Genomic DNA, 13,494 nt, shown 5'->3' with positions numbered 1-13,494 from the left:
CAATGTCTGAAAATGTCCTCGAGGTCACATCCCTCGTCAAGAAGTACGGCGGCTTCACCGCCGTCGACGGTATTTCATTCAACGTCGGGAGGGGCGAGGTATTCGCCTTCCTCGGCCCCAACGGCGCGGGCAAGACCACCACTGTGGAGATCCTCGAGTGCCTCAAAACGGCCTCCTCGGGCACCGTCACTGTGCTGGGCCACGACATCCGGAAGGAAGAGATGCAGATTAAGCAGAAGATCGGCGTACTGCCGCAGGCGTTCAACGCCTTCGACTGGCTTACAGTATATGAAAACATCGACTACTTCGGACAGATGTACCCGAAGCGGGTCAGCGCCGACAGCCTGATCGAGACCTTCAGTCTGCAGGATAAGCGCAACGTGCTCTTTAAAAATTTATCGGGCGGCCTGAAGCAGCGGGTCGGCATCGCCATCGCGCTGGTCAACGACCCGGAGATCGTGTTCCTGGACGAGCCCACCACCGGGCTCGACCCGAGGGCAAGGCGGGACGTGTGGGAGGCGGTCAAAGCTCTGAAGGCAAAAGGCAAGACGGTGTTTCTCACCACGCACTACATGGACGAGGCGTACTACCTCGCCGATCGTGTCGACATCATCCACAAGGGCAAGATCGTTGCCGAGGGCACCCCCGAGGACCTCATCAACCGGTATGGCGGCGGCAACACTCTGATCATCAGGGAATGCAGCCCCGAAGCAAGACAGCAGCTGATCCGGGAAATACCGGACAGCAGGGCAGAAGGCCAGGATGTCTACGCCTCTCTCAACGGCGACGGCATGGCAAGCATCACCAAAGCGGTAGCTATCCTGAACGCGGGCAGCGCCCCTTGCAAGGAGCTCTACGTGAAAAAGTCTACCCTCGAAGACGTATTCCTCAACCTGACCGGGGAAAAGCTGGTGCAGGAGGGAGTGTAAATGTTCGATCTCATACTACAGGTACTCTCGGGCCACATCCCATCCATATGGCAGGCAGCAACCCTGTTCTGGCCGCTGGTATCCATCCCGGACCTGATCAAGATGTCCGGCCTGCTGGTAGTCGCAGCAATCGTCGAGCTGTGGGCCAGAAAGTGCAGGAAAAACTCCCGGAGGGGTGTATAAATGTCGAGGCTGATCACCGACATCAAGTACAGCCTCCTCATGTACTTCAGGAACAAGGGCGCCCTCTTCTGGACCCTCGTGTTTCCGATCATCCTGTTCCTGCTCATCGGGTACCTGTTCGGGGGCCAGTCCGGCCCGCTGACGCTGTACTATCACGACGCCGACGGCTCGCAGCTCTCGCAGAACTTCATCGCAGCGCTGAACTCTACCGGAGCGGTACTGCTGAAGGACGGCTCTGGCATGAACCTCTCCCAGTCCCTGAAGGCCGGCAAGATCGACGCCTACCTGGAGATACCCTCCGGTTTCGGGGCTGGCGTGATGGTGGCGAAAGCGACCGGCAACCTGTCCGGCGAAGGGCTGCAAGTCTACTACGACCAGTCCAAACCAACATCCGGGGCGGTCGTCTCGGTCGTCCGGCAGACCGCCGGCGGCTTCAACATGGAGATGTCTGGCGCCAGCCCCTACATCGCCGTGAACGCGGAGGACGTAGCTACCTCTAACATCAGCTACATCGACTTCCTGCTGCCAGGCATCATCGGCATGTCCATCATGTCGTCTGCCGTCAACGGCACCGTCTCGACCACCGCGAGGAACCGGGCGACCGGCGTCTTCCGGAAGCTGGCCACGACGCCCATCTCGAGGATCGAGTGGAACGCGGCGAGGATCGTCACCCAGACGCTGATCATCATGCTCTCGGTGGCCGTATCTCTCGCAGTCGCGTGGCTGATCTTCGGCATCATACCGAACATCAACGTCGTGTCCGTGCTCATGATCGTCGCCGGGGCAGCCGTGTTCTCGGGCCTGGGCATGATCCTGTCGGCGTTCGTTAAGGATGTGGACGCCGCCGAGAACGCCGCGAGCGCGATCACCTTCCCGCTCATGTTCGTGTCCGGGTCGTTCATCCCCGTCGGCAACATGCCCTGGTTCCTGCAGTTCATCGCGGACGTGTCCCCGCTCACGTACTTAAACGACGGGCTGCGCAGCTCGATGATTACGGGCAACTACGGCGACGCTCTGACCAACCTGGCCATCGTCGGGGTGCTGGGCATCATTCTGTTCGGCATCGGGGTGGCGGTCCTCAGGTGGAAGGAGGACTGACCTCACCTGTATTTTTCAGCCATCGGACTAAAAGAAACGTGGTTTGGTTATAATTCGCAAAGGCGCCAGGGCACAAAGACGCAAAGTGTTTTCTGAGAAGTGAACTTTGCGTCTTTGCGCCTTAGCGAATTAAGAACGAGGCCTCCCGGGGCCGGGCATTTTTAGGCTGACTATCTACTTTAGCGTGACGGATTTCCGGATGAACTCGTGGACTGCGGCGCCCTTTTCTGTCAAAGAGTAAACCTGGAAGTTGCCATTCCGGGCGGAGTCGACCAGGCCGAGGTCCTTGAGCATTTTTAAGTGGTAGGAGATGGCGGAGTACTGGAAGCCGGTGATCTCGACGAACGCGAACACGCTCATGTCGTGCTTTGCCAGGGACTCGATGATCTTCACCCGGCACGGATCTCCTAAACACTTGAAGAGCTGAGCGGTCTCGGCGTAGTCGGTTTCAGGCCTCTGCTCCTCCTTTTTTTCTTTCGCGGCTTCCTCCGGGGCCTCCCCGGCAGGCTTGCCGTGTCCGTTTCTTCGAAACAGCTCCCTGATGGCGGCCTCCCAGATGTCTTCGGCTTCGCTGTGGCATTTCTCGCAGTAGTTCTGGCCCGACCGCATCTTCACCTCGAACGGCCCCATCGACTTGCCGCAGACCCAGCATTTATAGGTCTTCTCAACTCCCGCTTCATCAAAGGCCCTGCGATAGCACCTATCACAAAACTCTTTGCCGTCCCGGACCATCCTCGCGTCGTGGATGCTCAGCAGCTCGCCGCACACCGAGCACTTGTAGGCAGGGCCCTCCTTCCGGCCTCCGACTTTCTCGCCGCACTCACTGCAGTAGGGGAAGCCGCCTACGGTTCGCCTGTTGCTCTCGGTCAGCACCCGGCCGCAGAAGATGCACTTTTGAGAGTACTGGAGCTCGTGTCGCCGGGCATCGTGCCGCTTCTTGAGGCATTTTTTACAGTAGTACCCAGTGTCCTCCTGCACCACCCGGGGCAGGGGAAAATAAGCATTGCAGCCCGCGCATTTGACGTCCAGCGCCAAGGGAACTCCACACCTGTCCGCCGCCGGGAAACCGGCCATTGCCGGCTTCATCCTGTCCGTGTACCCGGGGTCTCCGGCGAGTCAGCATACTAGTTCTCAACCCTTGCGATAAATGCTTTTCTGCACGCGGGCCTCTCCCGGTGCTCTTTCTCCCCTGGCGCAGAGGCCGATATAACAGTTTCAACAACTTTTGAAATGGAAATTTATTAATAGATTGTGTTTCAATACATATTGAAATAGATATTATCGCATACCTGGCGGTAGTTTGCGAGGTTGATGAATGAACATGACCGGAAATACTGAGAGCGTCATCGAGGTCAGCCACCTCTTGAAAAATTACGGCAGCTTCAACGCCGTGTACGACGTGTCGTTCACGGTGCGCAGGGGCGAAATCTTCGCCCTGCTCGGCCCCAACGGGGCGGGAAAGACAACGGTTGTCGAGATACTAGAGCTACTAAAGCACCCTACCAAGGGCTTTATAAGCATACTGGGCAGCACGGTCGTTACGGGGGTCGGCGTTGGCAATGAATTCCTCGGGAATCCCTTTCCGGAAGTGAACCTCGACTTCAGGCGCATCAAGGAGAAAATCGGGGTGTTACCCCAGAGTTTCGCCGCCTTCGACCTCCTGACGGTCTACGAGAACCTGGACTACTTCGCCCGGATGTACCCGGGCCACGCGGACCTCGACCGACTGATCCAGGAGCTTGGGCTGGAGGATAAGCGGAGCGCGCTGTTCAGAGACCTGTCCGGCGGCCTGAAGCAGAGGGTCGGCATCGCACTGGCCCTGGTGAACGACCCCGAGATCATCTTCCTGGACGAGCCAAGCTCGGGGCTGGACCCGAAGGCGAGGCGGGACCTCTGGGAAGCGATCAAAGCCTTAAAGGCCAGGGGCAAGACTGTTGTGCTCACGACGCACTACCTGGACGAAGCGTACCACCTGGCGGACCGGATATGCATTTTGCACAAGGGCACGGTAATAGCGGAGGGCACTCCCGATGACCTGATCAACGCGTACGGTGGCGGCAACATCCTGGTCATCAGGGGGTGCGACGCCCCGACGAAAGCGGCTCTGGCTGGCGAGTTCCCCGGCAGCGTGACGGACGGGTCCGACATGCTGATCAGGCTGCCGGAGGAGGACAGCATCGAGATTGTCTGGAAGGCGGCAGCGCTCCTGAAGTCCGGCCCTTACAGCTGCAGGGAATTGTATGTCAAGAAGTCCACTCTGGACGACGTATTCCTGAGCCTGACCGGCAAGCAGCTGGATACGGGCCCCCAGGATATCGAATCGATCGACGATAAAGTGTTCCAGGCCATCGTCGGGAAGATCGCAGGATCGGGGTGATAGGTTGCCGGATTCTCTCTCCAGGATCGCCACCGACGTCCGGTACAGTGTCGTCCAGTTCGGCCGAAGCCGACAATCTCTGTTCTTCACCCTGGTCTTCCCCGGGCTGCTGATGCTCGTGTTGGGCTACATGGTAGGAACCCCTACCCAGGGAGTAGTCCTTCCTGACGATCAGGCGAACTCTGAGGGTATCGGCTTCATGTTCCCTGGCATCCTCGGTATGTGTATCATGTTCACGGCGATCAACGAGACCATGAGCGTTCTGGTCAGGTACCGGACCAGCGGGCTGACGCAGAGGTTGTCGGTGACTCCCTTGTCCACGGCGGAGTGGAACGTGGCCAAGATCGTCTACGGAACACTGATCATGCTGTTGTCCGTGGCCGTCTCGTTCGCCGTGGCCTGGCTGACGTTCGGCGTCAATCCCGGCATCAGCCTCCTCACGATCTCGCTGGTCAGCGTCGGCTCCATGACGTTCGTCGGCCTGGGCATGATCATCTCAGGCTTCGTGAGCGACGTCAAATCTGTCAACGCCGTAGCCTTCTCCATCACGTTGCCGCTGATGCTCCTCTCCGGGTCGCTGTTCCCGGTAGACCGGCTGCCCCTCGTCCTGCAGTTCGCCTCCATCTTTTCGCCGCTGACCTGCCTGAACAACGGCCTGCGCAGCGCCATGATCACCGGCGACACGGGAACTGCCCTTGGTAACTTGTTCGCGGGAGTCTTCCTAGCCCTGGTGCTGTTCTGCACAGGCGTGGCCGTCAGGATGAAAGACGACGGCCAGGACATGTGAGGGGAGCTTATGCGGAAAATCATCACCGATATCCAGTATACCCTGCTCCAGTTCTGCAGAAGCCCGCAAGCGGTCTTCTTCACCCTGGCTTTCCCGCTGCTCTTCCTCGTCCTCGCCTGGTACATGCCCGGATGGGGCTCCTCAGCTGCAGGCACCGGCCTCTTCGATTTCGCGCTGCCCTGCATCGTGGGCATCGCCGTCATGGGCTCTTCGCTTGACCTGGCCGTAGGCTTCATCGCTAACTACCGGGAGACGGGTGTCCTCCGAAAGCTGGCAGTGACACCGCTGTCCCGCACCGGGTGGAACCTGTCCCGGGCTGCCGCAGGCACAATAGTAGCGCTCTCGTCCGTGGCGGTAACCTTGATCATCGCGTGGATGGCCTTCGGCGTCCACCCGGTCGTCAACCTTCTCCTGCTGCCGCTGGTCGTAGCCGGGTCTGTCGCCTTCACCGGGATAGGCATGGTCATATCCCGCGTCATCAAAGACGGAGACGCCGCCAGCGCCGCATCTTTTACCCTGACCCTACCCCTGATCCTGGTGTCCGGAACGCTGTTCCCTGCAGACAGGCTACCCGGTTTCCTGCAGGCAGTGGCCGCCATCTCGCCGCTGACGTACCTGAACGAGGGGCTGAGGGCTGCCGTGCTCACCGGGGATACAGCAGCCGCCCTTGTAAACCTGGCCATCGTCGCAGGGTATGGCATCGTGCTGTTCTGCGCCGGCGTAGTTACCTTAAAGTGGAAAGAGGGCTAAGATTACGGCTCACAAACCGGTACCACGAAATAAGCCGCAGGTGTGAAAGGATGAGTGTCGAAGATTACGCATATCTGGAGAAAAAAGCGCTCTACTTAGGAGCCGTAGACGCGAAGGTTATCCCCGCAGATCAGGTCTTCGTGGAGGACCGGGTGGTGCTCAAGTGCCGGGCCGGCTGCGTCGGCTACGGCAAGAAGCTGACCTGCCCGCCCCACGTGCCCACGCCGGCCGAGTTCCGGAAGATCCTGGGCGAGTACAGCTACGCGATGCTGGTCAAGTTCAGATCGCCAGCCTCGGCAAGCGACGACGTGGTGAAGTCGATCTACAAGTACTGGCTCGATCCTGCGGCCCCGAAGGACAAAAAGGCGGAAGCGACGAAGTTCTGGGCCGACTACTTCGAGTATAGTAAGGACATCCTGACCATCATGCTGGAGCTGGAGAAGGCAGCCTTCAACGGTGGTAACAGCTTCGCCATTGCCTTCGTCAACGGCTCCTGCCGCCTGTGCGAGAAGTGCAGCGTCGAGACGGGCATCTGCCTGCACCCTAACCGGGCCCGCATACCCGAACACGCTGTAGGCATCAACATGAAGAAGACGGCGGAGAAGGCGGGGATGGGGTTGAAGTTCCCAGTGCAGGGACACCCTGAGCCGATGGCCATATTACTGATAGACTGAGGTGTGGCCGCATCCAAAAAGTCTATAACGCTGTACGTACATGGATTAGTACGTAAGCATACTAACTAATCTTTTACTACAGCTGGTGACAAAAAATGGAGATGGACAAGCTCGAGCAAGAGAACACCGCAGCCACAGTCTTCTCGTACCTCATCCGGGGGCTGTCGAACGGCAACAGGGAAGCGGTCAAGGCAGAGCTGCTACAGAAGATGACGCCGATCAAAGAGCTCTACGGCTTTTCGGACGAGACATTCCCGCTCTACATCGACCAGTGCCTGGAGCGGAAAAAGTTCCTCAAGGTCCAGGATGCCATCGAGGCGTTCGGCACCGCCATCGACGCGGGCAGCATCAAGAGCAAGGACGAGCGCGTCGTCATGGCCTGGATCGGCGAGATCATGCGGCAGAACAAGACCACCGGCAACGTGAAGACGAAGCGCCGGTAACTATTTTTCGTTTAAGCCCGGCGGGGCAGCCAGGGCATGTTCTAAGCGATATTGCTCAAATCCGGGTATACTCTTAAATTTCTTTTTCCCTCATACCTCCTTGCTGATCGAATGCGCGGGCAAGAGTGCTGCTCTACGATCAGGGGTTGATCATGCGCCGGCTTGAAATCTGGATACCTTCGGGCAAGGGTAAAGAAATCGTCGACATGGCGAAGAGGCACGGGGGCTTAAACATCTCCCTGGTCAGGTCAGAGCCGCCTGCCGGCCCGGGGGACCTGGTGTCTGCCAGCTTACCGAACGATCGCATAGAAGGCTTTGTGGGCGAAGCTGGCAAGATTTCCGAGGTGCGGCTGACGTTAATGCCTACGGGCGTCGTGCCCATGTACCCGCCCGAGGACCATATCGAGGAGCAGGCCACTGACGTGAGCAGCCTGAGCCCGATCGAGGTGTACCTCTACGGGCTCATGAGCATCGGCTCGTGGAAGAGCTTTATTGGCTACTCTGTGGCAGCGGGCGCCATCGTATGGGTAGGTTTGTTCACTAACACGATCTACCTGCTGATAGCGGCCATGCTGATAGCCCCGTTCGCCGGTCCGGCCATGAACACGGCGATCGCTACGGCCAGAGGCGATGTTCTGCTGTTGAGGCGCAGCCTCCTCCGGTATTGTGTCTCCCTGTTAATTGCCATGGTCGTCGCCGGGATAATGAGCTTCGCCATGGGCCAGGAGACTGCCACCAACATGATGATATCCGTCAGCAAGCTATCCTCCGTATTCCTACTTCTGCCGGTAGTCGCGGGGGCGGCCGGCGCGCTCAACCAGACGCAGTCAGAGCACAACAGCCTGGTATCAGGGGCGGCGGTCGGATTGCTGGTTGCAGCATCCCTGGCCCCGCAGGCAGGCCTGATCGGCATGGCCGCGGTGATCGGCCGGTGGGACCTGGTAGACAACGGCCTTTTCGCCCTCCTCGGGACGATCTTCGGCATAAACCTCGGTGGTTGCCTGGTCTTCCGCGCCTTCGGGCTGTCTTCCCAGGGCGCCCGGTACCCCCGGGGCAGGAAGTGGATATCCTACCTTACGATAGCCCTGACATCGTTGGCTATCGTCGGAATCCTCGGCTGGCAGTTCTACGACCCTCCCGAGCTGCAGAAGTCCACCAAGGAACAGCGGGCTTCGACCGCTATCCAGGAAGTGGTGGACAACAGCGGGATGGCCACGTTCCTCGAGGCGAACGTCCGGTATGCGCCGGCCAGCACGCCAGACCGTAACCTGCTGCTTGCCGATGTCCACGTAATGCGGGCGGGTGGTATCACGTTGCCGTCTGACGAACTCAAACGGCAGCTTACAGATATGATCGATGGCAGGCTCATGGATAAGAGCTTCGACGCCATACCGCTGGTGAACGTCATCGTGATCGATAAGCCGGAGGAAAAATCGTAGCCATGTACCGGCCTTATCGCTTACTTTTCCAGCGCGTCGGTCTTCATCTTCACCGGGGGGAAGCCCACGATCTCGACGGTGGCCGAGGCTACCTTAATATCGTCCGACGCCTCTATCATCTCGAGTATCGCGGTGCTTATTCTGCTCCGGGTGATCCGCCTCTCCCGCGCCACGGTCGGGAACCTGATGTTCAGGTTGATCCAGTTGTCGGTAATCGTCAGAAATATGGCCGGCTCTACCGCCCGCTTTTCCACGTAAAATCTCCGCCTCATGGCGTGCAGCTGTTCGTCGGCCATGGCCGCCACCTGCTCGGTTTCTCTCCTGACAATGGCCAGGACCTCTTCCGTGGCTTTTTTCCAGTTGCTGTCGTACGTGATCGGGATGCTCATGTCCTCGAAGATGAAGCTGAGCTCGCTGGTGTAGTTGTTCACGGGATTGTTGAGCACGCTGCTATTAGGCATAGTTATGATCCTGCCCGTGGGCTGATCGCCCTGCACCCACTCCTTGATCTCCAGGAGAGTCGTATACATGATCCCGATGTCGATGACGTCCCCGAACTTGCCGCCGATCTCGATCCTTTCTCCTACCTTGTAGGTGCCGGTCGCGAAGATGATGACGCCTCCTGCAAAGCTCTTGAATACGTCCTGCAACGTTACTGCAATGCCCGCGGCCACCAGGCCGTACGATACCAGCAAGGTCTGGGTATCCCTGACCCATATGGCGATGATGGCCACGACGATCGCCACGTAGTAGATGATGGACATGGTCCTTCGGAACGAGTACTGGGAGCGGGCATCCTTTATGCCCCGGGAGACCACCTCTTCAAGCACGACCTTGAAAACGAAGTAGATGAGGGCAATGGCGATGAGGGTCTGGAAGCCCCGGGTAAAGTAGAGGATGTTGAATCTGTAGTTGGCAGCCCAGAACAGAACCGCTACGGCGACCAGCATCAGGAACTTAACGATCCGCTTCCACACGTTGTAAACACAATATTTATAAATATAATACTATGCGACTTCCGGGCTGGTCCGGCTATACTCACAGGTCCTCTATTAATCCTTACTTTCCGCCTCTTCTGCCACCGTCTTCATTGCCGGGCGGCTCCTGCTGCCAGACCTGGCCCGGCCGGCCGCCGCCAAGGTTCACGAGGCCTGCCCGGGGTGGCTCGATGCCGTGCTTCTCGAATTCCTTCCAGGCCCTCACAGTGATCTCTGACTTAAAGATGAACTCGTATCTCATGTCGCTCACATATGCCCTGGCCCGCAACCGCCGGTAGAACGGAAAATCGTTCAGGAACACGGTGAGGGGGTGGTTTTCGGATATGTGCACGTACCTGGAGGTTATCACGGCATCCCGCAGGAGCCTCATGGCCAGATCGAAGTCGGAGCGGGGGTCGATATACAGGTCGATGGTGGTCATCATCTCGATCTCCCCGGCACTGGAGTTGGAAACCGCCTCTTCGATCAGCACTTTGTTGGGCACTACTACGGTATTGCCCAGCGGCGTGACCATCTTCGTAGATCGGAGGCCTATGTCAGTGACTTCCCCGTATTCCCCTTCCAGCGAAATGGTGTCGCCCACGTGGTAGGGCCTCTCCAGGGCGAGGATCAGCCCGCCGAAGACGCTGGCGAAAGCGTCCCTCAGCCCGAAGCCAATTCCGACGCCAATGAGGCTGGCCACTGCCACGAACTGGCCAGGGCCAAGCTCCAGCGCCTGGATGAAAATGTAGTACAGGGCAGCGCTGTAGATCACCATCTTCAGGATGGGGGCTGCCATCTTGATGTTGATCCGCCACTTGCCAAAGCGATCTGCGTAGTATTCCAGCAGGTATGCGCCGACGTTTGCCGCAGCGTAGGCCAGGCCGAGCACGACTAACGATTGCAGGACAGTCTGCACGGTTATATCAGCTAGCACTTCCTGCACGACTTCCTTCTGCAACTACCACACCTGCCTCGCTTTCTTCAGGGATCTCTTGATGTTTTCCATCGCCAGCTCCTGGATATAGTACCTCCCGCGGTCCTGCCTGATTAGCCCCCTGTTCTGCAGGAGGTACAATATCCGGTCAATATCGAGGCGCTCCTCGGCTACTTCCGCCAGATCTTCCCGGGACATGGACCGCATGAGCAGTATCGTGCTCAGCACGAATGACTCGTCGAACCCCAGATCAGTATCGTAATCAGGCACGGTGATATCGCTCGTCCTCACAGTATTGCCCGAGATTGCGCTATCCCAGATGGCCAGCGCAACCCCGGGGTTGCCATCGGACAGGTCGTGGATACGCTGAAATACGGCCTCTCGCACAAACCTGCCCTCGTCTTTCTGCAGAGGGGAAACGCTTCTGACACTCCACCAGAGCGACTTCAGGCCATCGATGATCCCGGTCCTCCTGGCCTGCGTCCGGGCCATGCGTACGGCAGCTCCGTCTTTGACGCCGGTATCCCTGCCGAAAGTTATCCTGTCCAGGTCGTATCTGGAGCCTATCATGGCCTTCATCTGCTCTTCACTCATCTCCGGGATCTTCACCACCGTGGGAAAATAGTCCTGCAGATGGTGAGTCCGGTTGAGGTAGTTCCACGACAGCAGGTTCCATACGGACAAAAACAACTTCTCCGAAGTAACCGTGATCTCAAGAAACCGCTTGAGCACTTCGAACCCGCCTATCCTGCGCATGAACAGGTACTGGCAATCGTCCACGGCCACGATCCTCTCTGCCCTCCCCTCGAGGGCCAGCGCTTCGAGGTCCCTGACCGTGGAGGTCAGCGGCACGTAGGCGATATGCTCGCCATACCTCTTCATAACCTCCTTGATGAGCGTTGTCTTGCCGGAGAACGGCTCGCTGACTATGGCCACGTTTCTCTTCATCCCCGACCTGTAATCGGCCAGAGCTTTCTGTATTTGCCTGATCTCGTCTTCCAGCCCTACTACGGCCAGATCATCTCTGCCGCCCATCGTCCACGCCCCGGGTGCCTCTCACGCTCGCCTGTCGCAGCCAAAGTTTTTATTTAGACGATTAAATATAATAAGGCTACATGCCTGTGCAGCGTATTTTCATGCTCCCGGTGCCTGCTCTTTCTGCCCGATGACAAGCTTTATTGTCCCGGTAATCATAACTACTTTTTAACGATCAGGCGAAAATTGCCGCCCAGGGAGCGTTTATGAAGGTTTTTGGCATCTGCGGCAGCCCCCGGCACGGGGGCACCGACTATGCGGTCAACTACGCGCTGAATCTTCTCAAGGAGAAGGGCTGCGAGACCAGGTACTTCCACGTGAGAGGCAAGGATATAAAATTCTGCATCCACTGCGACTACTGCGTCCGGGAGCAGAAAGGCTGTGTCCACAAGGACGCGCTGGCCGAGTTCTACGAAGGCATGATGTGGGCGGACGGCATCGTGATCGGGACTCCCTGCTACCAGGGCATGCTGAGCGGCCAGACCAAAGTGCTGATGGACCGGGTCCGGGCCATAGCGGCCAAAGACCCCGATGTCCTGAAAGGCAAGATCGGCATGGGCATCGCCGTAGGCGGCGACCGGGCCGGCGGCCAGGAGATCGCTCTCCAGCAGATCCACGAGTTCTACGTCATCAGCGAGATGATACCGGCCGGGGGCGGCAGCTTCGGGGCCAACCTGGGCGGAGCACTGTGGTCGCAGGACAAGGGCGCAGAAGGTATCGCGGCCGACGAGTATGGGCTGAAAACCGTGAGGAAGACTGTCAAGCGCTTCTACGGCCTGATGGAGAAGACGAGAGGTAATTCCGATGGTTAAGATAGCATGGGGCATCACAGGATGCGGGGACAAGATCGAGGAGATCGCCCGCATGATGGTCGATCTCAAAAAGCAGTACGACCTGCACGTGGACATCTACATCTCCAAGAATGCGAAGCTAGTGCTGAAATGGTACAAGCTCTGGCAAAAGCTCGAAGACGAGTTCTACGACATCCGCGTCGAAGTAGACTCCAACTCACCGTTCCTGGTTGGAAAACTGCAGACCGGCCACTACGACATGTTCCTCGTCGCCCCGGTCACCGCCAACTCCACGGCCAAGATCGCCTACGGCATCTCCGACACGCTGATCACCAACGCCGTCTCCCAGGGCGCCAAGGCGCGAATACCCATCTACCTCTACCCGCCTGACAACAAGCCCGGAGAGCTGGAGACCATCCTGCCCGGCGGCAAGAAGCTGACCCTTTATATCAGAGACGTCGACGTGGAGAACGTGAACAAGATCCGGAAGATGGACAGCATCACAGTACTGGAGAACGTGTCAGATATCAGAAAGGTCATCGAGGACTACATCAAGGCCCACCCCGAGACGAAATAGCCGGAAAAGTATTAAATTTAAAACGCCAGGACGCCATGATGTCAGGCACCCGGCTCATTCAAAAGGTTTTTTCACGTTAAGCTGGTGAAAAACTCCTGGAGGTTGGGGAGGTCCCGGGAGGTTGGAGAGGATTTTCAAGCTGGGAGGTTAGAGAGGGTCAGAGGTCGGAGAGGAGGTTGGGGAGTGTGGAAAGGTCTGAGAGGATAATGGGGTATTATTCTGGACTTTTCTGATGAGCGCCCGTACCATTTACACGAAGTACACGAGGTACAGGAAGTACTCAAAGTACGATTAAAGGGCTGACTGCAAGCCGATCTTAAAGTATGACTTCGGGTACTTCGCGTACTTTGAGTACTTCGTGTAAACGGTACCTGACAGCCCCAGATAGTTCGAATGTGATCATCAACAAAATTCTCTCTAACCTCCGGGTGCCTCACATAACCTCCTCTCAGACCTCCTGACCTCCCTGACCTCCCAGTTTGAAAAGTCTCTCTATA

The 13,494-nt window shown here is 58.0% G+C and carries 15 protein-coding genes; 11 read left to right on the top strand and 4 right to left on the bottom strand.

From position 1 onward, the window contains the following. Positions 1-2 precede the first annotated feature (2 nt). From ACPLPM_RS00890 to ACPLPM_RS00880, 3 genes are read left to right on the top strand one after another with little or no spacing between them, the layout of a single operon-like run. Positions 3-929 (top strand): ABC transporter ATP-binding protein, encoded by a 927-nt coding sequence (locus ACPLPM_RS00890; RefSeq protein WP_424358352.1) that lies wholly within the window; start codon positions 3-5, stop codon positions 927-929. Then, positions 930-1,112: a hypothetical protein gene (locus ACPLPM_RS00885; protein ID WP_424358351.1), complete on the top strand. Its 183-nt coding sequence runs from the start codon at positions 930-932 to the stop codon at positions 1,110-1,112. It begins immediately after the preceding gene. Further along, the gene (locus ACPLPM_RS00880; RefSeq protein WP_424358350.1) at positions 1,113-2,210 is read left to right on the top strand and encodes an ABC transporter permease; all 1,098 of its coding nucleotides are present in this window, start codon (positions 1,113-1,115) and stop codon (positions 2,208-2,210) included. 174 nt (positions 2,211-2,384) lie between these two features. On the opposite strand, the gene ACPLPM_RS00875 is transcribed toward ACPLPM_RS00880, so the two are convergent. Continuing rightward, entirely contained in the window at positions 2,385-3,296 is a 912-nt protein-coding gene (locus tag ACPLPM_RS00875) for an ArsR/SmtB family transcription factor (RefSeq protein ID WP_424358349.1), read from the bottom strand. Between the two features lie 235 nt (positions 3,297-3,531). Here ACPLPM_RS00875 and ACPLPM_RS00870 point away from each other — a divergent pair, with 235 nt between their 5' ends. The 6 genes from ACPLPM_RS00870 (at position 3,532) to ACPLPM_RS00845 (ending at position 8,680) form a co-directional block, all read left to right on the top strand. Beyond that, a complete protein-coding gene (locus ACPLPM_RS00870; RefSeq protein ID WP_424358348.1) occupies positions 3,532-4,587 on the top strand; it encodes an ABC transporter ATP-binding protein in 1,056 nt (351 codons plus the stop codon). A gap of 4 nt (positions 4,588-4,591) precedes the next feature. Further along, positions 4,592-5,374, top strand: coding sequence for an ABC transporter permease (locus ACPLPM_RS00865; RefSeq protein ID WP_424358347.1), 783 nt, complete (start codon positions 4,592-4,594; stop codon positions 5,372-5,374). A gap of 9 nt (positions 5,375-5,383) precedes the next feature. Next, complete coding sequence (locus ACPLPM_RS00860) at positions 5,384-6,124, top strand: ABC transporter permease (protein ID WP_424358346.1); 741 nt, start codon at positions 5,384-5,386, stop codon at positions 6,122-6,124. 50 nt (positions 6,125-6,174) lie between these two features. Beyond that, on the top strand, positions 6,175-6,798 hold the full coding sequence (locus ACPLPM_RS00855) for a DUF2284 domain-containing protein (RefSeq protein ID WP_424358345.1): 624 nt from the start codon (positions 6,175-6,177) through the stop codon (positions 6,796-6,798). A gap of 95 nt (positions 6,799-6,893) precedes the next feature. Then, positions 6,894-7,241, top strand: a complete 348-nt coding sequence (locus ACPLPM_RS00850; protein WP_424358344.1) for a hypothetical protein — start codon at positions 6,894-6,896, stop codon at positions 7,239-7,241. Between the two features lie 152 nt (positions 7,242-7,393). Then, the gene (locus tag ACPLPM_RS00845) at positions 7,394-8,680 is read left to right on the top strand and encodes a DUF389 domain-containing protein (RefSeq protein ID WP_424358343.1); all 1,287 of its coding nucleotides are present in this window, start codon (positions 7,394-7,396) and stop codon (positions 8,678-8,680) included. 20 nt (positions 8,681-8,700) lie between these two features. Here the strand turns inward: ACPLPM_RS00845 and ACPLPM_RS00840 are convergent, their stop codons facing one another. The 3 genes from ACPLPM_RS00840 to ACPLPM_RS00830 form a co-directional block, all read right to left on the bottom strand. Then, a complete protein-coding gene (locus tag ACPLPM_RS00840) occupies positions 8,701-9,657 on the bottom strand; it encodes a mechanosensitive ion channel family protein (RefSeq protein ID WP_424358342.1) in 957 nt (318 codons plus the stop codon). An 82-nt stretch (positions 9,658-9,739) separates the two neighbouring features. Then, a complete protein-coding gene (locus tag ACPLPM_RS00835; RefSeq protein ID WP_424358341.1) occupies positions 9,740-10,618 on the bottom strand; it encodes a mechanosensitive ion channel family protein in 879 nt (292 codons plus the stop codon). Next, entirely contained in the window at positions 10,619-11,629 is a 1,011-nt protein-coding gene (locus tag ACPLPM_RS00830) for an ATP-binding protein (RefSeq protein ID WP_424358340.1), read from the bottom strand. A 206-nt stretch (positions 11,630-11,835) separates the two neighbouring features. Here ACPLPM_RS00830 and ACPLPM_RS00825 point away from each other — a divergent pair, with 206 nt between their 5' ends. Together ACPLPM_RS00825 and afpA are read left to right on the top strand one after the other, a co-directional pair. Continuing rightward, a complete protein-coding gene (locus ACPLPM_RS00825; protein ID WP_424358339.1) occupies positions 11,836-12,441 on the top strand; it encodes a flavodoxin family protein in 606 nt (201 codons plus the stop codon). Then, positions 12,434-12,997 (top strand): archaeoflavoprotein AfpA, encoded by a 564-nt coding sequence (afpA, locus tag ACPLPM_RS00820; RefSeq protein WP_424358338.1) that lies wholly within the window; start codon positions 12,434-12,436, stop codon positions 12,995-12,997. The genes ACPLPM_RS00825 and afpA overlap by 8 nt, the downstream gene beginning before the upstream one ends. Positions 12,998-13,494: the final 497 nt, after the last annotated feature.

It is taken from the genome of Methanocella sp. MCL-LM, from assembly GCF_049676595.1.
Taxonomy (GTDB): domain Archaea; phylum Halobacteriota; class Methanocellia; order Methanocellales; family Methanocellaceae; genus Methanocella_A.
This window is presented reverse-complemented; position numbering and strand designations above follow the sequence as displayed.